Raw genomic sequence first — 19,486 nt, 5'->3', positions numbered from 1 at the left:
GGAGAACTCCAGTCGCTGCGCTCCGAGCTGAGCCGCCTGGTCGGCGGCCGGGGCACCTCCCCGGACGTCGAGCTGGCGGAGACCACCGACGGTTGGGAGGTGGTGGTGCGGCTGCCCGGGGTGGCGCCCGAGGAGGTCGCCGTCGAACTGGACGACCGGGAGCTGTGCGTCCGGGCCCGGTCCGAGGCCGAGGTCAACGCCGACCACGGCATTCCCGGCGGGTTCGAGACCCGAGGCTTCGAATACCGGGTCGACCTGCCGTCGCGGGTGGACCCCGACGCCATCGACGCGGTGATGGACCACGGCCTGTTGCGGGTCCATCTGCCCCGGGCCAAGCGGCCCGCGCCGCGCACCATCATCGTCGGCCACGCCGGCCAGCGCGGTGGTCCCGCCGCCGGGGGTACGCCCACCGTGACCGATCCCGCCGCGGACCGGGAACTGCACCACCCGGACACCGCCATCGAACGGCCGTAGGGGTCGCGTGGGTACCCCGTCACTGCTCGGCCCGGTGGGCGAGCGCGTACCCGACGTCTCCCGGATCGCGGTGCTGCGTGCCAACGCCCTCGGCGACTTCATCTTCCTGCTGCCCGCGTTGGAGTCGCTGCGGGCCGCGTACCCGGAGGCGGAGATCGTGCTGCTCGGCGCGCCGTGGCACGCGAAGCTCTGGCGAGACCGGCCCGGCCCGGTGGACCGGGTGCTGGTGATCCCGCCGGCGCCCGGCATCCGCGACCCGGACCCGGACGAGGAATCGGCCGCCATGGACGACTTCCTGACCGCCACGGCGAAGGAGGGCTTCGACCTGGCGTTGCAGGTGCACGGCGGCGGCGCCAACTCCAACCCGGTCGTCAGCCGGCTCGGTGCCCGGGTCACCGCCGGCCTGCGCGCCGACGGCGCGCCGCCGTTGGACCGCTGGATCCGGTACGTCTACTACCAGCACGAGGTGATCCGTTACCTGGAGGTCGCCGCCCTGGTCGGCGCGCCCGCCGTCACGATCATCCCCGCGCTGGCCGTCACCGACGCCGACCGCGCCGAGGCGCGCCACGTGCTCGGCGAGCCGGACCGGCCGCGCGTCGCGCTGCACCCGGGGGCCACCGACAGCCGCCGCCGCTGGCCCGCCGACCGCTTCGGCGAGGTCGCCCGCGCACTGCACGACGACGGGTACGAGGTGCTGGTCACCGGCACTCCCGCCGAGCAGGACCTGGTGGACGCGGTCGTCACGGCGGCCGGCGTGCCGGTCCGTCCGCAGGTCGGCACGCTCGGCCTCGGCGGGCTGGCCGCCGCGTACCAGGGCTGTGCGCTGGTCGTCTCCAACGACACCGGGCCGCTGCACCTGGCCGGCGCGGTCGGCACCGCCACCGTCGGCGTGTACTGGCTCGGCAACCTGATCAACGGAGCGACGCCGCTGCGCGCCCGACACCGGCCGATCGCCTCCTGGACGACGCACTGCCCGGTCTGCGGGGTCGACTGCACCCCGGGGATCTACCCGCACCGCCCGGGCGACGGCGACTGCCCGCACCGGGACTCGTTCGTCGCGGACGTGCCGGTGGTGGAGGTGCTGGAGGCCGCCGCCGAGTTGCTGCACCCGGAGCCGGGCACCCTGGACGCCTGACGGTCCCCTTCAGGCCGGCTGGGGGGTGTCGGAGTCGGCGAGCACCACCTCCCACGCCTCCACGTCGCGTTCGGTGACGGTGGTCGGTGACTCCAGGTGGTACGCGCCGCTGGGCAGGACCCCCGCGCCGCCGTGGCGCGCCATCACCGCGAGTTGCGCGGCGACGTCCTCCCCCTGGTGTTTCTCCTGCACCCGCCGCCAGAAGTCGAAGCCGCCGCAGTCGACCAACGCCGCCCGGTCGTACAGCACGCAGCCGCCGACCCAGGAGACCTTGTACGCCCGCCAGGCCCCGGGCGGCAGGTCCAGCTTCCGCGTCACGTGCAGCAGGTTCGCCGCCGGGTGGATCGACGCCCGGTGCCACTGCCGGGTGCCCGGGCGGATCCGCTCCGGTACGACCGGCCCGTCCCACTCCTCGTAGTGCTCGTGGGTTTCCGGGCGCACGTCGTCGACGTACGACAAGCCGTGCACCGCGTTACCGACGAAACCGCAGCGCAGCTCGCCGATCGCGGTGACCAGCCGGTGCAGGGTGCCCGGTTCCAGCCAGACGTCGTCGTCGAGGCAGAGCACGTACCGGGCCACGGAACGGTCCAGCAGGTACGCCCGGTGCTCGGCCAACCCGCGCCGGGGCAGCCGACGGGTCAGCAGTACCGGGTGCCCGCGGTGGCGCAACACCCGGACCAGGGTGGCCGCCGCCGGGTGCGCGTACGCCGGTTCGCCGTCGGACTGGTCGCTGATCACCACACCGAACCCGTCGACCCCCTCCTGGGCGGCCAGCCCGGAGAGGGTGACCGCCAGTTCGGCGGGACGGTTGCGGGTCGGTACCAGCACGTCGAGTTCGCGGGGTCGACGGAACTCCTCGGCCGAGCCGGGGTCGAGCGGTCGGTTCACGCGGTCCTGCCCATACGGTGCGCTGTGGTGGTGCCGGTCGCGCCCACCGACGGCGGTCCACCGTTCCCGGCTTGGTCGGGCTGCGGCGACGCGTTCCCCTGGGCACGGATCCGGTCGATGATGGCGGAGGTGGACCGGTCCGGCACGTACCCGAGGGTGCGGACCTGGCCGCCGAGCCGGCGTACCAGCGGGGCCTCCGGCACCATCTCGGGCGGATAGTCGCCGCCCTTGACGTACACGTCGGGCCGGACGGTCTCGATGAGGGCGGCCGGCGAGTCCTCCTCGAAGATCACCACGTGGTCCACGCAGGACAGCGCGGCGAGCAGGGCGGTGCGGTCCTCCACCGGGTTGACCGGCCGGTCCGGGCCCTTGAGCCGGCGGACGCTGCTGTCCGAGTTCACCGCCACCACCAGTAGGTCACCCAGCGTGCGGGCCTGCTCCAGGTACCGCACGTGGCCGGGATGCAGCACGTCGAAGCAGCCGTTGGTGAACACGATGGACCGGCCGGCCCGCCGGTGGTCGGCGACGATCGCGTCCAGCTCGTCCCGGCCGACCAGCGGGGGGTGGGCGGCCCCGCCCGGGGTCGTGCCGAGGGCGGCGAGCAGGTCGTCGCGGCGGCACACGCAGGTGCCGGTGTCCGACACGGTGATGGTGGCGGCAAGCTGCGCCAGCTGGGCGGCGGTGGCCAGCGGCGCGTCGGCCGCCAGGGCCAGCGTCATCGCGGCCAGGTAGGCGTCGCCCGCACCGACCGCGTGGCTGGCCGGCACCGGGACGCTGTGGCTGCGGCGGGGCTCGCCGTCCGCGCCGGCGACCACCGCCCCCTCGGTGTCCAGGGTCACCGCCACCACGTCCGCGCCGGTGTGCTCGCGCAGCTCGGCCAGGCGGGACTCGGCGAGCACCGCCCGGTCGACGCCCTCGCCGACGGTGACGCCGGCGCCGGTGACGCTGCGACCGTCCGCGCTCAACGCGACCCGTCCCGTACGCGGGGTCGACCCGGTCGATCCGGTCGGGGGGTGGCCGAAGCCGGGCGGGTCGGTGCTCAGCGGGCGTTCGCCCGCGCCACCTGGTGCGGCCCCGACGACGAGTTCCGACGGCCCGTCGGACGGGTCGGCGGGCGGATGGTCGAGGTGCAGTTCGGAGGCGGCGGCACGGGTGGGTACGGGCATGGCGCCGAAACCGGCCGCGGCGCGGGCCAGTAGCCGGGCGGCCTCGGCGAAGCTCGGGGTCACCACGGTCGGGGCGAGACCGCGCCAGTCGGCCAGGTCGTGGGCGTCCAACGCCACCGTGGGGTAGCGGTCGCGGTTGGCGACCAGCCAGGCGCGTACCGGTGCGGGCAGCGCGCCCAGGCCGTAGTCGCACACCACCAGGGTGGGTGCCGTGCCGGCGGCGGCCTTCAGCTCCTCGGTGGCGCAGTCCAGTGCGGTGAGCAGGCACCCCACCCCGTCGGCGTCGAGCGGGTCCTCGGGGTCGCCGGAGTCCTCGCGGAGCAGGATCTGGTTGCCGGCCAGCATCCGCCGTTTCACCGGCGTGGGCCGGTGCTGCTGGCTGACCGTACGGTCCCAGACGCCCGCGCGATCCAGGCAGTCGTGCAGTTCGTCGCCGGCCACGTCGGCACCGACCGGGGCGACCAGCAGCGCCCGGCCGCCGAGGGTCGCGACGTTGACCGCCGTGTTGGCCGCACCGCCGGCGGCGGAGATGCGCCGGCGCAGGGTGAGGACCGGGGCGGGCGCCTCGCGGCAGAGTCGGTCGGACTCGGCGAAACGCCACTCGTCGAGCATGGCGTCGCCGACGACCAGGACGGGACGCCCCAGCCAGCTCTCCACGACGGTGGCGAGCCGGCGCTGTTCCGCTGCTGCTCCTGCCATGCTCTGCCGACTCCCCCCAGGCCCGCCGACCAAACCCGTCCCGGCCCGGTTGATCATGGAGTTGGTGGCGGTGAGACCTCATGGTCACCGGAGGGTGGTGGCGGGGCGGGGGTCACTTCAGGATCAGGCGGTTGGTCTGCTCGAAGACGTCCAGGTCGGCCAGGGTCTCCGGGACCGAGGCGGACAGCGGCGAGGGGAACGCGTCGCGGGGGAAGAAGGCGGCGTCGATGGTCTCGTCGGTCACCCGGGCGAGTTCGCCGTCCCAGTCCTCGACCCGAAACGCCGTGGTGAAGACCTGGTACGTGTGGCCGTACATGTTGGTGTGGGTGCGGTCCGGGCCGGTGTACAGGGCGAAGGCGCTGACCCGCAGCGCCCGCAGGCCGGTCTCCTCGCGGACCTCGCGCACCGCGCAGTCGGCGATCGACTCGCCCAGTTCCATCGCGCCCGCCGGCAGCGCCCAGTGGCCGTTGTCCGAGCGTTGGATCAGCAGTACCCGACCGGCGTTGTCGCGTACCACGGCACGGGCGCCGACGAACATCAGCGTCCGGTCACCGGCCAGGGCGCGCAACTGTCCCACGTACGAGTCGGCCCAGGAGATGCTCACCCCGACAATTTACGCAGGCGGATCCGCCCGCTCGGTGAGTTTCGGGGGTTCCCAACATGTGACCGGCGACACTAACTTTGATGCCAGGGAAGCCGGCATCGGCCTGGACGTCCGAAAGGTGCCAGGCCCGTAACGGTTTTCGGCGATTCGTCGCCGATTGGGTGGGGGACCCTACTCCTGAGGCATCCCTCCCCAGGGGCGGCCCCGGCGTTCGCACCGCGCCGGGGCCGCCTTCCTGTGCGGGGCGACCCGCACCGTCATTCTCCCGAAGTCGCGTCGGTGCTGTCCGGACAATCCATGAAACACCCTCACGAACTACTCTTCGGCGGTGCTGATCAGGACCTTTCCCACCACCGAGTCTTCCACCGCCTGGTGCGCCGCTGCGGTCTCGGCCAGCGGGAACCGGTGCAGTGGCAGCCCGGCCTCCGCGCCCACCCGTACGCCACCCTGGGCGACCGCCGCCGTCACGTCGGTCAGCGCCTGCGCCTTGGCCGCCCGCGGCGCGGTGTAGACGAGGACGAACTGCCAGCGGGTGTTGGCCACCATCAGCGGCCGGATCGGCAGGGTCACCTCGTCCCCGCCGTCGTCGGCGTACACACAGACCGCGCCGCCGGCCCGCAACAGCGCGACGTCCGCCGCGGCGTTACGGGCGGCGGACACCTCGACGATCGTGTGCACCCCGTCGGGCGCGATCTTGCGGACCTCCCGGACCACATCCTGCTCCCGGTAGTTCACCACGAACGACGCCCCGGCCGCCGCGGCCAGTTGGCCCTTCTCCGGGCTGCTCACCGTGGCGACCACGCACGCGTCCGCCCAGGCGGCGAGTTGGACGGCCGCGTTGCCGACCGCGCCCGCGCCGCCCTGCACCAGCACCACATGGTCGCTGAGCGCACCCGGGTGCAGCTTGCCCGGCATGTACTCGCCGGCCGTCAGGCAGCGGTGCGCGGTCAGGAAGGGGATGCCCAGGCAGGCGCCCAGGTCGAAGGAGGCACCGCCGAGCGGCACCGCCTGCCGGACCGGCACCACCGTGTACTCCGCCGCGGTGCCCCACGGGCGCTGCCACGCGGCCTCCCAGACCCACACCCGCTCGCCGACCAACTCCTGGTCGACGCCCGCGCCGACCGCCTCGACCACGCCCGCGCCGTCCTGGCCAGGGGTCTGCCAGCCGGCCGGCGGCGGCCACTGCCGCCGCCCCTTCCAGTCGGTCGGATTCACCCCGGAAACGGCGAGTCGAACCAGCACCTCACCCGCTCCCGGCTCCGGCACCGGCCGGTCGACCAGCTCAAGCACGGAGGGGTCACCGGCGCGTTCGTACACGATCGCCTTCATCACCGTCTCCTCAAGCTCGGATCGAAGCCCTACCCGGACTGGACGGGATCATTCCGATCCGGCTCGCTGCGCGAACCGTATAACCCGGTAGTCGCCGACAGGGGAGTGATCATGCGGGACATACCGGTACTGGTGGCGCCGAGGCCGTCCGGCGCGCAGGCAACGGGGAACGACCACCCAGTGGACGATCCGGAACCAGCCTCACCACGCCCGACGGCGGACGAGCCCGGACGGCCCTTCCTGCCGTGCTCCAGCCGCAGCCGGCGCATCTGACGGGGGAGGCCGATACGGGTGCCCGGTCAAACCGGCGTGCCCGGTCTCCTGGCGTGCCTGATCTCGGCGTGCCCGGTCGGCAAGCTTTCGCGGGGCGCCCCGCGCCGACGACCCGCGACGCCCGCCAGGATCAGCCGAGTCGCTCCACGACCTCCGGCGTGAGGGCGTCCACCGAGGCCAACGTCACGGCGGCCAGCGCCGCCGCGTCCGGGTCCAGCGGGTACGCCCCGTGCGGCACCGCCACCACCCGCATGCCGGCGGCGGCCGCGGAGCGTACCCCGTTGGAGGAGTCCTCGATCGCGACGCAGCGGGCCGGGTCGACGCCGAGCCGTTCGGCGACGGCGAGCCAGACGTCCGGCGCGGGCTTGCCCCGCGCGGTCTCCTCGGTGGAGAGGGTGACCCGGAAGGCGTCGGCCAGGCCGGTGGCGGCCAGCGCCGCCGCGATCAGCCGGGTGGGCGAGGAACTGGCCAGCCCCAGCGGCCACCGCCCGGCCATCCGGCGCACCACCGTGTCGGCGTCGTCGATCAGCGGTACCCGCCGCGCGTACCGTCGGGTCATCTCCTCGACCACCTCGGTGGCGACCTGCGCCGAGGTGCGGTCGACGCCCAACTCGCCGCTGAGGTAGCCGGCCCACTCGCCGGTGCTCATCCCCATCAGCCGGCGCTGGGTGTCCGGCTGCCAGGTGCCACCGTGCGTGGCCACGTACGCCCGCCGCACCTCCTCCCAGACCGGCTCCGAGTCCACGATCACGCCGTCCAGGTCGAAGATCACCGCATCCACCGTCACCCGTCCATCCTCTCCGATCCGGGGCCATCCCTCACCCTTCACCCACCGCCCGACCCGCGCTGCCGTGCGGCGCGCGCCGCCACCAGCCTCGCCGGCTGCGGCATCTGGGGTGTCGCGGCGTCGAGACAGGGCAGGGTGCCGCACTTGGCGCCACTGCGGCTCGGACCGCGCCGGGGTGGTCAGGGCTGCGGGGCGGGCAGACCGATCGGGTTGTTGTCGGGGAGGATCCGGTAGCAGGACCGGGCCAGCGGGTCGAGGAGCTCCCGGAGGCGGGCGGTGCGGTCCGGGCCGAGCGCCAGCCAGGGGCGTGCGGCCGCCTGATCGGTGGCCTCCTCGATCGCCTGGAAGCCGGCCCGACCAACGGCGGTCGGCTGGCCGTCCGCGTCCAGCCAGCCGCGCGCGGCCAGCCGGCCCCGGGCCGCCTGCCACTGCTCCTCCGACCAGCCCCGGCCGAGCAGGTTCTGTGGTGGCTGGTCGACCGCGACCCGCCAGGCCAGCGCCTCCACCGGGTCGAGCCCGGCAGCGACCAGGGCGGCGATGTGCCCGTCACCCCGCGCCTCGCGCAGCGTGGTGGCGGCCTGCCAGAGCCGGGCCAGCGGGTATTCGCCCCCGGGCAGGGCCGCGTTGGCCGCGCCGAGCATCCGGCCGGCCGTGTCCAGCGAACCCGCCGCCGCCTCCAACAGCTCGGCGGCCTCGGCCAGGTGCCTCTCCGGCAGCTCGTACAGCAGCTCGGCCAGGGCCTGCACGGCCCCGGTCAGTCGGGCCCGCAGCGCCTCCTGCGGGGTGGCCAGCTGCCAGACGGCAGGCAGCGCCCGGCTCACCATGGACGGGGCGAAGGTGAAGAACACCGCGACCACCGGGGCGGCGTCGACGGGCCCGAGCGGCGCGGCCCGGCCCGCGAAGTAGCCCCGCCAGTAGCCGCGCAAGCCGACCGCCTCGTACGCCGCGCGGGCCCGGGGGTGGAAGTAGGTGACGGCGTGCACGGGTTCGAACAGCGTCCACATCACCCGGGCGGTCCGCCCCGGATCGTCGCCCAGTGCCGGCACGTGCACCTCCACATGGTGAGGGGTCACCGTGGCAGCGAACCGCCCACGGTGACCCCGAACCTACTGCCCGTACCGGACGACCGGGAAGGCCGGTGTGGCCTACTGCACGGCGAGGATGTCCACCACGAACCGCAGCGGTCCGGCGGGGGCGCCGGGCCGCTGCGGCTTCTCTCCGTACGCCATCTCGGCCGGGATGTCCAGCTGCACCCGGCTGCCCACGGTCTGGCCCTGCATGCCCTGGTCCCAACCGGGGATGACGTTGCCCTGGCCGAGGACGAAGGAGAACGGCTCGGACCGCTTCCAGGACGCGTCGAACTCGTCGCCGGTGCGGTACGAGACGCCGACGTAGTTGACGGTGATCTGCTGGCCCGCCTGGGCGGCCGGGCCGGTGCCACGGATCAGCGGCGCGGCCTTCAGCCCGGTCAGCTCGCCCTCGCCCTTGCTGACCTGCGGCTTGGTGCAGAGTGCCTGGTCGGCGCCCTGCGGCAGGGTGGGGAAGCCACCCGGGCAGCCGGTCGGCGCGGCGGCCGGTTTCGGCTCCTGCTCCTGGCCGCTGCGGGTCACCACGAACACCCCGACGATCACCGCGATGACGGCGACACCAGCGAGCGCGCCGAGCCACGCCTGCCGGCGCTTCTTCGCCTCGGCGGCCTTCTGCGCGGCCAACTGGGCGGCCAGCCGCCGTTGCGCCTTCGTCTCCGGCCCCTGGCCCGTCGACGGGTTCTCCGTACGCTCGCTCACGTCCTCGACTCCCTGCTGGTTGGGTGACCGCCCCGGCGACCCGGTGCCGTGGCCAGCGCACACGGTACCCGGATCGATGCCGTCGGTGCGCTGTCGCCCGCCCGGTACGCCACCGGCCGTCCCGCACCGTCCGGTCTCGTCCCAGCCGGCGGACCCGGCAGCGGTAGATTTCGACCATGGCGATCCTCACCGACGAAGACCTGGCCCTGCTCTCCGAGCCGCAACTGGCCCACGTGGCGACCATCGAGGCAGACGGCACCCCGCACGTCACCCCGGTCTGGGTGGACACCGACGGCGAGCACATCGTGTTCAACACCGCCAAGGGGCGGCAGAAGTACGTCAACATCCAGCGCAACCCGGTGGTGGCGGTGTCGGTGGTGGACAAGGCGAACGACTTCCGGACCCTGTGGGTGAAGGGCACCGCCGAGTTCGTCACCGAGGGCGCGGACGAGCACATCGACCGGATGGCGAAGAAGTACCTCGGGCAGGACACCTACCCGTTCCGGCAGCCGGGTGAGGAGCGGGTGATCGTCCGGATCACCCCGACCGGAAAGCTCGGCCGGGGCTGACGGCCCGAGCCGCCTGACGGTGCCGGGACGAATCTGCCCGGCACCGTCAGGCGGTCTTGCGGGGAGCGGCCTTCTTCGCCGCGGCCTTCTTCGCCGGAGCCTTGGCCGCTTTCTTCTCCGCGGTCTTCTTGGCGGCGGTCTTCTTCGCCGGGGCCGCCTTCTTGGTCGCCTTCTTCTCGGCGGTCTTCTTCTCCGGAGCCGCCTTCTTCGCCGAACGGGCCGCCGAGATCGGGGTCGGCTCGCCCGCGCCACCCGCCGGTGCCTCGCCCCGGGCGGCCCGGGCCCGCTCCACCGATGCCTTCAACGCCGCCATCAGGTCCACCGCGGCGGCCGGCGCGGCCTCTTCCTCCTCCGGCTGCACCACCTCACGCCCCTCGACCTTGGCGTCGATGACCTCCTGCAGGGCGGCCCGGTAGTCGTCGGTGAAGGCGTCCGGATCGAACTCCCCGGCCATCGAGTCGATCAGCGAGGCGGCCATCGCCAGCTCCGGCGGGCGAACCTTCAGGTCCTCGTCGAGGAAACCGAAGTCGGGGGTCCGCACCTCGTCCGGCCAGAGCATCGTGTTGAGCAGCAGCACGCCCTCGCGTACCCGCAGGGTGGCCAGCTGCTCCCGCTGGCGGATCGCCACCTTGACGATCGCCACCCGCTCCGAGTCGGCGAGCGCGTCGCGCAGCAGCACGTACGGTTTGGTCGCCGCGCCCTCCGGCTCCAGGAAGTACGCCTTGTTGTAGAGGATCGGGTCGACCTGCTCCGCCGGCACGAACTCCAGCACGTCGATCGCGTGCGACGTGCTCAGCGGCAGCTCGGCGAAGTCCTCGTCGGTGAGGATCACCATCTCGCCGCCGCCCAGGTCGTAGCCCTTGGCGATGTCGTCGTAGGTGACCTCCTCGCCGCACACCGAACAGGTGCGTTTGTAGCGGATCCGCCCGCCGTCGGACCGGTGCACCTGGTGGAACCGGATGTCCTTCTCCTCGGTGGCCGAGTAGAGCTTCACCCCGATGGAGACCAGCCCGAAGGACACCGCCCCCTTCCAGATGGCGCGCATGCCGTACTCCTCTCCCCGGTCTGACCAGGATCCCAAACGATCGAAGCGCACGCACGCGCTTCCGTGCGCAACTAGAGTTCAGGACGTGCCCGGCGCGCCGCTCAAGCCGATGCTCGCGATGACCGGGCAGCTCCCGGTCGGTGCCGGCTGGGCGTACGAGTTCAAGTGGGACGGGGTCCGCGCCCTCGCCGACGTCACCGGCGACCGGCAGCACCTGTACGCGCGCAGCGGCGTGGAGATCACCACGGCGTACCCCGAGCTGATCCCGCTGGCCGAGCAGGTCGACGACGCGCTGCTCGACGGCGAGGTGGTGCTCTTCAACGCCGCCGGGCAGCCCTCGTTCACCGCACTGGCCGAACGGATGCACGTGCGGGACCGGGCCAAGGCGGCCCGGCTGGCGGCGACCGTCCCGGTCACGTACATGATCTTCGACCTGCTGCGGCTGCGCGGCGAGGACCTCACCGGATGGCCGTACCAGCGGCGGCGGGCGGCCCTCGACGGCCTGGGCCTGGGCGCGGCGCGGTGGGCGGTGCCGCCCTCGTTCGCCGACGGCGCCGCCACCTACGCGGCGGCGGGCGAGCACGGCCTGGAGGGGGTGATGGCCAAACGGGTCGACTCGGTCTACCGGCCGGGGGTGCGCTCGCCGGACTGGGTGAAGGTGAAGCTGGAGGTCACCGGCGACTTCGTGGTCGGCGGCTGGCGTCCCGGCGCGCGGAAGATCGGTGGCCTGCTGGTCGGGGTGCCCCGTCCGGAGGGCCGGCTCACCTACCGGGGCCGGGTCGGCGGGGGAATCGGCGCGGCGATCGAGCGCGAGCTGCTCCGGGAGCTGGAACCGCTGCGTACCGGCGGGTCGCCGTTCGCCGGGGACGTGCCGCGCGAGGATGCCCGAGGGGCGATCTGGGTAACCCCTCGGGTGGTGGTGGAGGTCAAGTACGGCCAGCGCACGCCGGACGGCCGGCTGCGGTTCCCCCGGGTGCTGCGGCTGCGGCCCGACAAGCCGCCGGAGGAGGTGGAGGATGCCGGGTGAGCGGCTGAAGGTCGAAGTCGAGGGACATGCCCTGGACCTGTCCAACCTGGACAAGGTCCTCTATCCCGAGGCGGGGTTCACCAAGGGCGAGGTGATCGACTACTACACCCGGATCGCGCCGGTGCTCCTGCCGCACCTGGCCGACCGGGCGTTGACCCGCATCCGCTTCCCCAACGGCGTCACCGGCGGCTCGTTTTTCGAGAAGAACGCCCCGGCCGCGACCCCCGACTGGGTACGCACCGAGACGCTGCCGGCCCCCGGGTCGAGCAAGGGACGGGAGACCATCGACTACGTCGTCGCCGACGACCTGCCCACCCTGGTCTGGCTGGCCAACCTCGCCGCGCTGGAACTGCACACGCCGCAGTGGAAGATCGGCGAGCATCCGGACATGATGGTCGTCGACCTCGACCCCGGGGCGCCCGCCGCCCTGAGGCAGTGCTGCCAGGTGGCGCTGCTGATGCGCGACCGGCTCGCGCTCGACGGGGTGGTCTGCTATCCGAAGACGTCCGGGAAGAAGGGCATGCAGCTCTGCTGCCCCATCGCCGGGACGCAGTCCTCCGAGCTTGTTTCCGACTACGCCAAGCGGATCGCCCAGGAGCTGGAGCGGGCGCACCCGAAGCTGGTCGTGTCGAAGATGGCCAAGAACCTGCGCCCCGGAAAGGTCTTCATCGACTGGAGTCAGAACAACGCGGCGAAGACCACCGTCGCCCCGTACTCGCTGCGCGCCCAGTCGGTGCCGTCCGTGTCGACCCCGCTGACCTGGGACGAGGTCGAGGCCGGCGCGGCGGGCAAGCGGCCGGCGACCCGCCCCTACACCGCGACGGAGGTGCTCAGACGGGTGGAGAAGCAGGGGGACCTGCTGGCACCCCTGCTCGACGGCGGTCCTGAACTGCCCGCCCGCTGAGGCCCCTCAGGCGTACGGCCACGTGGTGTACGAGATGCGCGCGTTCAGGTTGGCCGGCACGCCTCGCCAGGCGTAGCAGTTCACCTCGACGACCGTGTCCGCCCCGGAACGACCCCAGCTCGCCAACACGCAGTGCCCCCGGATCGGCTGGCTGTCGAAGTGCGGGGCGTGCGCGTTGACGAAGGCGGTGCCGTAACTGGCCCCGGTGTTCCGGAACGTCATCTGGTAGCGGCCGGTGCCGAGCAACGTACGCCGGGCTCCGCCGTAGTCGCCCAGCGTCGAGTTGTACGCGTCGCCGCTGATCACCCCGTCGCGTACGTCCTCGCCGTAGAGGGTGCCGCTGGCGAAGCGCGGGCCGGCCGAGTGGCCGAGCAGGTCCACCCGGGTCCCGTAGGTGACCGCGAAACGGGCGTCGACCGGGGTGCCGGCCGCGTTGGCGCAGCGGACCTGCCAGTGGTCGGGCCAGGAGATCTGGCAGTTGACCGCGGTGGTGCCGAGCGCGGTGACGTGGGTCAGCGGGAAGTACGCGGTCCCGGGCGGTTCCGGGTTCGGGTTCATCCGGAACTGGTAGCGGCCCGTCTCCAGGCGCTCGTACCGGATCTCCCCACCCGTGGAGTCGTACCCGTAGCCGGCCGGCAGGGTGCGCAACCCGGTCGGCGCCGCCTGGTCGGTGACGAACCAGGCCAGCCGGCCCTGGTGGATCTGCCGACGGTTGGTGAAGGTCGCCACGAAACGGCTGTCCACCGGCGCGCCGGTCGCCGCGAAGCAGCGCACCTGGATCAGCAGGTCCGGGGCGACCAGGCTGCGGTACCAGCCGGCGATCGTGCAGTGCACCGGCCCGCCGCCGTACGCCACGACGTGCGCGACGCCGCCCCGGGCCGGCGCGTCCTCCAGCACCACCGTGTACGCCCCGGTGCCGGTGCGCCGCACCAGCACCCCACCGTCGGTGTTGGTGGCGGTGTAACCCCAGCTCGGACGGTACTCGGCGGTGGTCGGGGCGTGCGCCCAGACGGTGGCGGTGACCGTCGGGTCGATCTCGGGCAGCGGCTCGGCCCGGGCGGGCGACGCCCCGACCAGCGTGATGGCAAGCAGCAGGGCGGTCAGGGCGGATCCCACTCGGCGCGTTCCTGGTCGCATGGCGGCCTCCGTCGGACGTGTCGGCATCGTCGGCCGGCGGGACGAGCCTGCGGCCTTGCGCCGCGAGTCTGCCAACGCCTGTCAACACCGTCGGCGTCTAGGGTTGTGGCCGTGAGTGTCCACCTGCCTGCGCCTGTGCCTATGTCGGCCCAGGTCGACCGGTCGCTGCTGACCTACCTCGACGACGCGACCGGGGAACGGGTCGACCTGACAGGTGGCCAGCTCGGCGAGTGGGCGTCCCGCTGCGCCGGGCTGCTACGGGACGGCTGCGGGCTGGCCCCGAGCAGCCGGGTCGCGGTGCTGCTGCCACCGCACTGGCGTACCGCCGCGGTGCTGCTCGGTGCCTGGTCGGTCGGGATGGCGGTGTCGTTCCGCCCCCGGGCGACGGCCGGGCTGCCGGTCCTGGAACCGGGCGGCGACCGGCCGTACGACGCGGTGTTCGTCACCCCGGAGCGGCTCGACGACTGGCTGGAGGACGTGCCCGAGGGGGTGCACCGGTACCTGGTCGGCACCGAGCCCGGGGCGCTGACCGACGTGCCGGTCGGCTGGCTGGACTGGTCCGTGGAGGTGCTTCGGCACCCGGCCAACCCGCCCGACTACACCGCCGTCCAACCGGGCGACCCGGCCACTGCGGACGGCACCAGCTACGGCGCGTGGCGGCGGCTCGCGGGGGAGGTCGCCCAGCAGCTCGACCTGCGGGCCGGGGACCGGCTGCTCATCGACGCGGCCGAGCACGAGCAGCCACTGAAGTGGCTGCTCGCCCCGCTCGCCGCCGGTGCTTCCGTGGTGGTCGGTGCCCGCCTCGACCGGTCCCGCCTGGACGCCCACCTCGCCGCCGAGGGGATCACCCGGGTCCTGTGACACGGGCCGGATCGCGGGCTCAGTCGAGCGCGGCGGCGAACATGCCCGGCTGGTAGGAGCCGCCCTTCTGGTGCACGATCACGGCGATCCGGTTCGCCGCGTTGATCAGTGCGACGAGGCAGACCAGGGCGGCGATCTGGTCGTTGTCGTAGTGCTTGCGCACCTGGGCCCAGGTCTCGTCGGAGACGCCCGGGCTGGCGTCGGCGAGCCGGGTGCCCTCCTCGGCGAGCGCCAGCGCGGCCTGCTCCGCCTCGGTGAAGACGGTGGACTCGCGCCAGGCGGCGACCAGGTTGAGCCGTACCGCGCTCTCCCCGCCGGCGGCGGCCTCCTTGGTGTGCATGTCGATGCACCAGCCGCAGCCGTTGATCTGGCTGGCCCGGAGCGACACCAGCTCCTGCGTCGACCTCGGCAGCGACGACTGCTGGATCACCTGACCGGCGTTGGCGAACCGCTTGAAGAACCTCATGGCGATCTCGTTGTCGAACATGTTGAATCGGGCGTCCATGGTGCCGTCCTTTGCTCTGTTCGGTAGGGGACGAACACGAGATGCCGGCGGCCGAGTCCCTGTGACGGCACGACCAGGTGACAGCGGCCACATGCCAGGGGCGTCACAGGGCGGCGCGGGTCGGCATCTGGTGGGTGACGCAGTCGAGAGCGAACAGGAGTCACCCATGGCGGGCACGCCGCAGACCGCAGCCGAGGGCCGCCCGGACCGGGCCACCAAAGGGTTCCTAGCCCACCGCAACCTGCTCTTCACCGTGGCGTACGAGATGCTCGGCTCGGCCGCCGACGCGGAGGACGTACTCCAGGAGACCTGGCTGCGGTGGGCGGGCGTGGACCTCGCCACGGTCCGGGACCAGCGCGCCTACCTGGTCCGGATCACCACCCGCCAGGCGCTCATCCGGCTGCGGACGCTGGGTCGCCGCAAGGAGTCCTATGTCGGTTTCTGGCTGCCCGAGCCGCTGCTCACCGCGCCCGACGTCGCCGAGGACGTCGCGCTGGCCGACAGCGTCTCCATGGCGATGCTGCTGGTGCTGGAGACCCTCGCGCCGACCGAACGCGCGGTTTTCGTGCTCCGCGAGGTGTTCGACCTCGGGTACGACGAGATCGCCGAAGCCGTCGACAAGAGTCCCGACGCGGTCCGTCAGATCGCTTACCGGGCCCGCGCGCACGTCGCGGCCCGCCGCCCCCGCCAGGTCGTCTCACCCACCGAGGCCCGGTACGCCCTCGACGCGTTCCAGCGGGCCGTCGAGACCGGCGACCTTCAGAGCCTGCTCGACATCCTCGCGCCGGACGCGGTCCTGCTCGGCGACGGTGGTGGCGTCAAGCAGGCCGTCCTGCGGCCCATCGTCGGGGTCGACAAGGTGGCCCGGCTGGTGATCGGCGGGTGGGGCAAGGTCGCCGGCATCACCTCGCTGCGGCCGGCGCAGGTCAACGGCCATCCGGCGCTGGTGGTCCAGTTCGACGGCGAACTGGACACCGTGCTGGCCCTGCGCATCGACGACGGCCTGATCAGCGGCATCTACGCCATCCGTAACCCCGAGAAGCTGTCCCACATGCAATGGGAGACGCTCCTGAGCCGTTGAGCCCCGTCATCCCACCTCGGGGCACGTGGCAGTTCGACCGTCCGCCTGCATCTGCGCGACTACGAAGCTGATGACGTCAATGATTCACCGCCGCCGGAGCCAGGGCGCAAGCGGCGCGCACGCCGAGGTGTGCTCCGCTGGCAGCACTCGACGCCCGTCGCGCGTACTGGCTGACCTCTTTACGTCATCAACTTGGTAGCGACGTGAGGAGCCGGTGGCCGCCCTGCCCCGCAGAGACTCACCGTGTCGATCAAGGAGGCGTCAGTCGAGCGACGGGAGGGACGGGCCGAGCACGTCGTCGGCGTCGACGATGGTGTACGCGTACCCCTGCTCGGCCAGGAAGCGCTGCCGGTGCGCCGCGTACTCGGTGTCGATGGTGTCCCGGGAGACGACGGTGTAGAAGTGCGCCTGCCGGCCGTCCGCCTTCGGTCGCAGCACCCGCCCGAGTCGCTGCGCCTCCTCCTGCCGTGACCCGAACGTCCCGGACACCTGGATCGCCACCGCCGCCTCCGGCAGGTCGATCGAGAAGTTTCCGACCTTCGAGATGACCAGGGTCCGCAACGAGCCCGACCGGAATGCGTCGAAGAGCCGCTCGCGCTCCTTGTTCGTCGTCGATCCCTGCACGATCGGCGCGTCCAGGTATTCCCCGAGCTGGTGCAGCTGGTCGATGTAGCCGCCGATGACCAGTACCTGCTCGTGGGCGTGCCGCTGCACCAGCGCGCGGACCACCGGCAGCTTCGTCCGGGCGGTCGCCGCCATCCGGTAGCGCTCCTCGGCCTCCGCCGTCGCGTACGACATCCGCTCCGCGTCGGTCAGCGTCACCCGTACCTCGGTGCACTCGGCCGGGGCGATCCAGCCCTGCTGCTCGATGTCCTTCCACGGCGCGTCGTACCGCTTCGGGCCGATCAGGCTGAACACGTCGCCCTCCCGGCCGTCCTCGCGTACCAGCGTCGCCGTCAGCCCCAGCCGGCGGCGGGCCTGGAGGTCCGCGGTGAACCGGAAGATCGGCGCGGGCAGCAGGTGCACCTCGTCGTAGACGACCAGACCCCAGTCGCGCGCGGAGAACAGGTCCAGGTGGGTGAACGCGCCGCCGCGCCGCGAGGTGAGCACCTGGTACGTGGCGATGGTGACCGGGCGGATCTCCTTGCGCTCGCCCGAGTACTCGCCGATCTCGTCCTCGGTGAGCGAGGTGCGGGCGATCAGCTCCCGCTTCCACTGCCGGCCGGCGACGGTGTTGGTGACCAGGATCAGCGTGGTCGCCTTCGCCTCGGCCATCGCCGCCGCCCCGACCAGGGTCTTGCCTGCGCCGCAGGGCAGCACCACCACGCCCGAGCCGCCGGCCCAGAACGCCTCCACCGCCTCCCGCTGGTACGACCGCAGCGTGAACGGCTTCCCGCCGTCCTTGCCGGATTCGGCCAGCTCGATCGGGTGCGCCTCGCCGTCGACGTAGCCGGCCAGGTCCTCCGCCGGCCAGCCGAGCTTGAGCAGCGCCTGCTTGAGCCGGCCCCGTTCCGACGGGTGAACCGCGATCGTGTCGTCGTCGATCTTCGCGCCGAGCATCCCGGCGAGTTTCTTGCTCTTGGCGACCTCGATCAGCACCAGCCGGTCCAGGGCGCGCAGCACGAGACCGTACGCCGGATCGTTGGCGAGCTGGAGCCGGCCGTACCGGTCCATCGTCTCGGCCACGTCCACCAGCAGCGCGTGCGGCACCGGGTAGCGGGAGTACTTGATCAGGGCGTCGACCACGGCCTCCGCGTCGTGGCCGGCGGCGCGGGCGTTCCACAGCCCCAACGGGGTGAGCCGGTAGGTGTGCACGTGCTCCGGCGAGCGTTCCAACTCGGCGAACGGGGCGATCGCCATCCGGCAGGCCCGGGCGTCGGGGTGGTCGATCTCCAGCAGCAGGGTCTTGTCCGACTGCACGATCAGTGGTCCACCGCTCACGCCAGCGTCCTCTCCTCGACCGGGGTGTCGGCCGCCTTTTTGGGCACCATTCGCGCCGCAGGCCGACCATCCAGTGTTGCACGAGTTCAGGAGCGCACAGAAAATTGCCGGAAGGACGCAACGTTTCCCGTCTGCCGCACGTCTAGCAATGGGACGGCCGACGCCGGGAGGGTCAGATGACACACAAAGGTCTCACCATCCGGGCGGTCGCCTTGGCTGTGGTCACGCTGGTCGGCGCGGGTGGGTGCGCGTTCGATCCGCCGGCCGACCCGGGTGGCACCGGAGGGGGGCTCGCCCCGGTCGGCAGGGCGGAACAGGTAACGGGGGTGAACGACGTCTCCCCGTCCGACCAGCGGGCCCGGCCCGCATCGTCGCGCAGGACACCGCCCGTGCCGTCGGACAACCGGCGGGTCACCCCCAAACCGGCCAACAAGACCCGCTGCGCGCAGGGTGAGCACCAGCGCGAGGTCGAGGGGTACCTCGCCCGCCTCGGTGGCTTCGGCCCGGTCACCGTCGACGGCCGGCAGTCGGATCCCGACTGCGCCGCGATCAAGAAGTTCCAGCAGCGGTACGACATCCGCCCGGCCGCCGGCCGCGCCGGCCCGCTCACCTACGACGTGGCGAAGCGGCTGGCCACCACCGACACCAAACGTTGCGACGCCGGCTCCGGTGTCACCTTCTGCATCGACCTGAGCCGGCAGACCACCTGGGTGATGAAGGGCAGCACAGTGGTGGCCGGCCCGACCGTCACCCGCACCGGTATGGCCGGCTACGCCACCCCGGCCGGCACGTACCGGATCAACTTCCGCAACCTGAAGGAGTGGTCCGACCCGTACGAGGTGTGGCTGCCGTACTGGCAGCGCTTCAACGGCGGGATCGGCTTCCACGAAACCACCACCTACCTGCACGACGGCGGGATCGGGTCGCACGGCTGCGTCAACCTGCTGCCCGCCGACGCGGTCCGCTGGTGGCAGCTCGGCTCGGTCGGTTCCCGGGTGGTGCTCTTCGGCCGCCGCCCGGGCACCTAGGGCTGCCATGAGTGTCGACCAGGAGCCAACCGTCAACGAGGCACGGCACCTTACCGACGAGGTCTCCACCGCGACCCTGCTCGGCTACCTCGTGGCCGCGCTCGCCCTCTTCGGCTGGTTCCTGTTCGGATGGCTGGTGCAGCGGCAGGGTTTCGTCGCCTCCGTCGGGGAGACCGCCGGCGCCGCCTTCGCCCTGCTGCTCATCGTCTCCGTGGTCGGCACCGTCCGCCGCGACCGCCGTTGATC

20 protein-coding genes are annotated in these 19,486 nt (G+C 72.7%); 9 read left to right on the top strand and 11 right to left on the bottom strand.

Translation table 11 applies throughout. From position 1 onward, the window contains the following. On the top strand, positions 1 to 474 hold a 474-nt coding region (locus E1182_RS09380), incomplete at its 5' end, for an Hsp20/alpha crystallin family protein (RefSeq protein ID WP_132263006.1). Positions 475 to 481: 7 nt separating this feature from the next. After that, positions 482 to 1,609 (top strand): glycosyltransferase family 9 protein, encoded by a 1,128-nt coding sequence (locus tag E1182_RS09375; protein ID WP_132263004.1) that lies wholly within the window; start codon positions 482 to 484, stop codon positions 1,607 to 1,609. A 9-nt stretch (positions 1,610 to 1,618) separates the two neighbouring features. On the opposite strand, the gene E1182_RS09370 is transcribed toward E1182_RS09375, so the two are convergent. The 7 genes from E1182_RS09370 to E1182_RS09340 all read right to left on the bottom strand — a co-directional run bounded on the left by E1182_RS09370 (position 1,619) and on the right by E1182_RS09340 (position 9,142). After that, complete coding sequence (locus E1182_RS09370) at positions 1,619 to 2,497, bottom strand: glycosyltransferase family 2 protein (RefSeq protein WP_132263002.1); 879 nt, start codon at positions 2,495 to 2,497, stop codon at positions 1,619 to 1,621. Continuing rightward, complete coding sequence (rfaE2, locus tag E1182_RS09365; protein ID WP_132263000.1) at positions 2,494 to 4,362, bottom strand: D-glycero-beta-D-manno-heptose 1-phosphate adenylyltransferase; 1,869 nt, start codon at positions 4,360 to 4,362, stop codon at positions 2,494 to 2,496. Before rfaE2 ends, E1182_RS09370 begins: the two co-directional genes overlap by 4 nt. 112 nt (positions 4,363 to 4,474) lie before the next feature. After that, a complete protein-coding gene (locus E1182_RS09360; RefSeq protein WP_132262997.1) occupies positions 4,475 to 4,966 on the bottom strand; it encodes an NUDIX domain-containing protein in 492 nt (163 codons plus the stop codon). A 315-nt stretch (positions 4,967 to 5,281) separates the two neighbouring features. Then, on the bottom strand, positions 5,282 to 6,295 hold the full coding sequence (locus tag E1182_RS09355) for an NADPH:quinone reductase (protein ID WP_132262995.1): 1,014 nt from the start codon (positions 6,293 to 6,295) through the stop codon (positions 5,282 to 5,284). Between the two features lie 403 nt (positions 6,296 to 6,698). After that, on the bottom strand, positions 6,699 to 7,355 hold the full coding sequence (locus E1182_RS09350) for an HAD family phosphatase (RefSeq protein ID WP_132262992.1): 657 nt from the start codon (positions 7,353 to 7,355) through the stop codon (positions 6,699 to 6,701). Between the two features lie 179 nt (positions 7,356 to 7,534). After that, positions 7,535 to 8,359, bottom strand: a complete 825-nt coding sequence (locus tag E1182_RS09345; RefSeq protein WP_132263016.1) for a hypothetical protein — start codon at positions 8,357 to 8,359, stop codon at positions 7,535 to 7,537. A 141-nt stretch (positions 8,360 to 8,500) separates the two neighbouring features. Continuing rightward, positions 8,501 to 9,142 carry an FKBP-type peptidyl-prolyl cis-trans isomerase gene (locus tag E1182_RS09340; protein WP_132262990.1) on the bottom strand — a complete coding sequence of 214 codons (642 nt, stop codon included), beginning with the start codon at positions 9,140 to 9,142 and terminating at the stop codon, positions 8,501 to 8,503. A gap of 176 nt (positions 9,143 to 9,318) precedes the next feature. On the opposite strand from E1182_RS09340, the gene E1182_RS09335 reads away from it, so the two are divergent. Beyond that, positions 9,319 to 9,711: a PPOX class F420-dependent oxidoreductase gene (locus E1182_RS09335; RefSeq protein WP_132262988.1), complete on the top strand. Its 393-nt coding sequence runs from the start codon at positions 9,319 to 9,321 to the stop codon at positions 9,709 to 9,711. A gap of 46 nt (positions 9,712 to 9,757) precedes the next feature. Here the strand turns inward: E1182_RS09335 and E1182_RS09330 are convergent, their stop codons facing one another. Further along, positions 9,758 to 10,756 (bottom strand): Ku protein, encoded by a 999-nt coding sequence (locus E1182_RS09330; protein WP_132262986.1) that lies wholly within the window; start codon positions 10,754 to 10,756, stop codon positions 9,758 to 9,760. An 85-nt stretch (positions 10,757 to 10,841) separates the two neighbouring features. Between E1182_RS09330 and ligD (E1182_RS09325) the strand changes: the two genes are divergently transcribed. Next, a complete protein-coding gene (gene ligD, locus E1182_RS09325) occupies positions 10,842 to 11,783 on the top strand; it encodes a non-homologous end-joining DNA ligase (RefSeq protein WP_132262984.1) in 942 nt (313 codons plus the stop codon). Continuing rightward, positions 11,773 to 12,687 carry a non-homologous end-joining DNA ligase gene (gene ligD / locus E1182_RS09320; protein ID WP_132262982.1) on the top strand — a complete coding sequence of 305 codons (915 nt, stop codon included), beginning with the start codon at positions 11,773 to 11,775 and terminating at the stop codon, positions 12,685 to 12,687. The genes ligD (E1182_RS09325) and ligD (E1182_RS09320) overlap by 11 nt, the downstream gene beginning before the upstream one ends. Positions 12,688 to 12,693: 6 nt before the next feature. On the opposite strand, the gene E1182_RS09315 is transcribed toward ligD (E1182_RS09320), so the two are convergent. Further along, positions 12,694 to 13,803, bottom strand: coding sequence for a hypothetical protein (locus E1182_RS09315; protein ID WP_132262980.1), 1,110 nt, complete (start codon positions 13,801 to 13,803; stop codon positions 12,694 to 12,696). A gap of 162 nt (positions 13,804 to 13,965) precedes the next feature. Between E1182_RS09315 and E1182_RS09310 the strand changes: the two genes are divergently transcribed. After that, entirely contained in the window at positions 13,966 to 14,685 is a 720-nt protein-coding gene (locus E1182_RS09310) for a TIGR03089 family protein (protein WP_132262978.1), read from the top strand. A gap of 19 nt (positions 14,686 to 14,704) precedes the next feature. Here E1182_RS09310 and E1182_RS09305 read toward each other — a convergent pair whose 3' ends face one another. Further along, positions 14,705 to 15,190, bottom strand: coding sequence for a carboxymuconolactone decarboxylase family protein (locus E1182_RS09305; RefSeq protein ID WP_132262976.1), 486 nt, complete (start codon positions 15,188 to 15,190; stop codon positions 14,705 to 14,707). A gap of 166 nt (positions 15,191 to 15,356) precedes the next feature. Here E1182_RS09305 and E1182_RS09300 point away from each other — a divergent pair, with 166 nt between their 5' ends. Next, the gene (locus E1182_RS09300) at positions 15,357 to 16,271 is read left to right on the top strand and encodes an RNA polymerase sigma-70 factor (protein WP_132262973.1); all 915 of its coding nucleotides are present in this window, start codon (positions 15,357 to 15,359) and stop codon (positions 16,269 to 16,271) included. Between the two features lie 261 nt (positions 16,272 to 16,532). Here E1182_RS09300 and E1182_RS09295 read toward each other — a convergent pair whose 3' ends face one another. Continuing rightward, positions 16,533 to 18,212 carry a DNA repair helicase XPB gene (locus E1182_RS09295; protein WP_132262971.1) on the bottom strand — a complete coding sequence of 560 codons (1,680 nt, stop codon included), beginning with the start codon at positions 18,210 to 18,212 and terminating at the stop codon, positions 16,533 to 16,535. A gap of 176 nt (positions 18,213 to 18,388) precedes the next feature. On the opposite strand from E1182_RS09295, the gene E1182_RS09290 reads away from it, so the two are divergent. Together E1182_RS09290 and E1182_RS09285 are read left to right on the top strand one after the other, a co-directional pair. Continuing rightward, entirely contained in the window at positions 18,389 to 19,240 is an 852-nt protein-coding gene (locus tag E1182_RS09290) for a L,D-transpeptidase family protein (protein ID WP_132262969.1), read from the top strand. A 7-nt stretch (positions 19,241 to 19,247) separates the two neighbouring features. Then, positions 19,248 to 19,484 carry a hypothetical protein gene (locus tag E1182_RS09285; protein WP_132262967.1) on the top strand — a complete coding sequence of 79 codons (237 nt, stop codon included), beginning with the start codon at positions 19,248 to 19,250 and terminating at the stop codon, positions 19,482 to 19,484. Positions 19,485 to 19,486: the final 2 nt, after the last annotated feature.

It is taken from the genome of Micromonospora sp. KC721 (assembly GCF_004348355.1).
Classification (GTDB): Bacteria; Actinomycetota; Actinomycetes; order Mycobacteriales; family Micromonosporaceae; genus Micromonospora.
The sequence above is the reverse complement of the archived record's forward strand: the minus strand, read 5'-3'. Positions and strand labels throughout refer to the sequence as shown.

Excerpts from the sequence above, each read along its gene's own strand:
- E1182_RS09300 (WP_132262973.1), top strand. The coding sequence starts at position 15,357 with ATGGCGGGCACGCCGCAGACCGCAGCCGAGGGCCGCCCGGACCGGGCC.
- ligD (WP_132262982.1), top strand. The coding sequence starts at position 11,773 with ATGCCGGGTGAGCGGCTGAAGGTCGAAGTCGAGGGACATGCCCTGGAC.
- E1182_RS09345 (WP_132263016.1), bottom strand. The coding sequence starts at position 8,359 with ATGTGGACGCTGTTCGAACCCGTGCACGCCGTCACCTACTTCCACCCC.
- rfaE2 (WP_132263000.1), bottom strand. The coding sequence starts at position 4,362 with ATGGCAGGAGCAGCAGCGGAACAGCGCCGGCTCGCCACCGTCGTGGAG.
- E1182_RS09355 (WP_132262995.1), bottom strand. The coding sequence starts at position 6,295 with ATGAAGGCGATCGTGTACGAACGCGCCGGTGACCCCTCCGTGCTTGAG.
- E1182_RS09310 (WP_132262978.1), top strand. The coding sequence starts at position 13,966 with ATGTCGGCCCAGGTCGACCGGTCGCTGCTGACCTACCTCGACGACGCG.
- E1182_RS09285 (WP_132262967.1), top strand. The coding sequence starts at position 19,248 with ATGAGTGTCGACCAGGAGCCAACCGTCAACGAGGCACGGCACCTTACC.
- E1182_RS09305 (WP_132262976.1), bottom strand. The coding sequence starts at position 15,190 with ATGGACGCCCGATTCAACATGTTCGACAACGAGATCGCCATGAGGTTC.
- E1182_RS09290 (WP_132262969.1), top strand. The coding sequence starts at position 18,389 with ATGACACACAAAGGTCTCACCATCCGGGCGGTCGCCTTGGCTGTGGTC.
- E1182_RS09330 (WP_132262986.1), bottom strand. The coding sequence starts at position 10,756 with ATGCGCGCCATCTGGAAGGGGGCGGTGTCCTTCGGGCTGGTCTCCATC.
- E1182_RS09335 (WP_132262988.1), top strand. The coding sequence starts at position 9,319 with ATGGCGATCCTCACCGACGAAGACCTGGCCCTGCTCTCCGAGCCGCAA.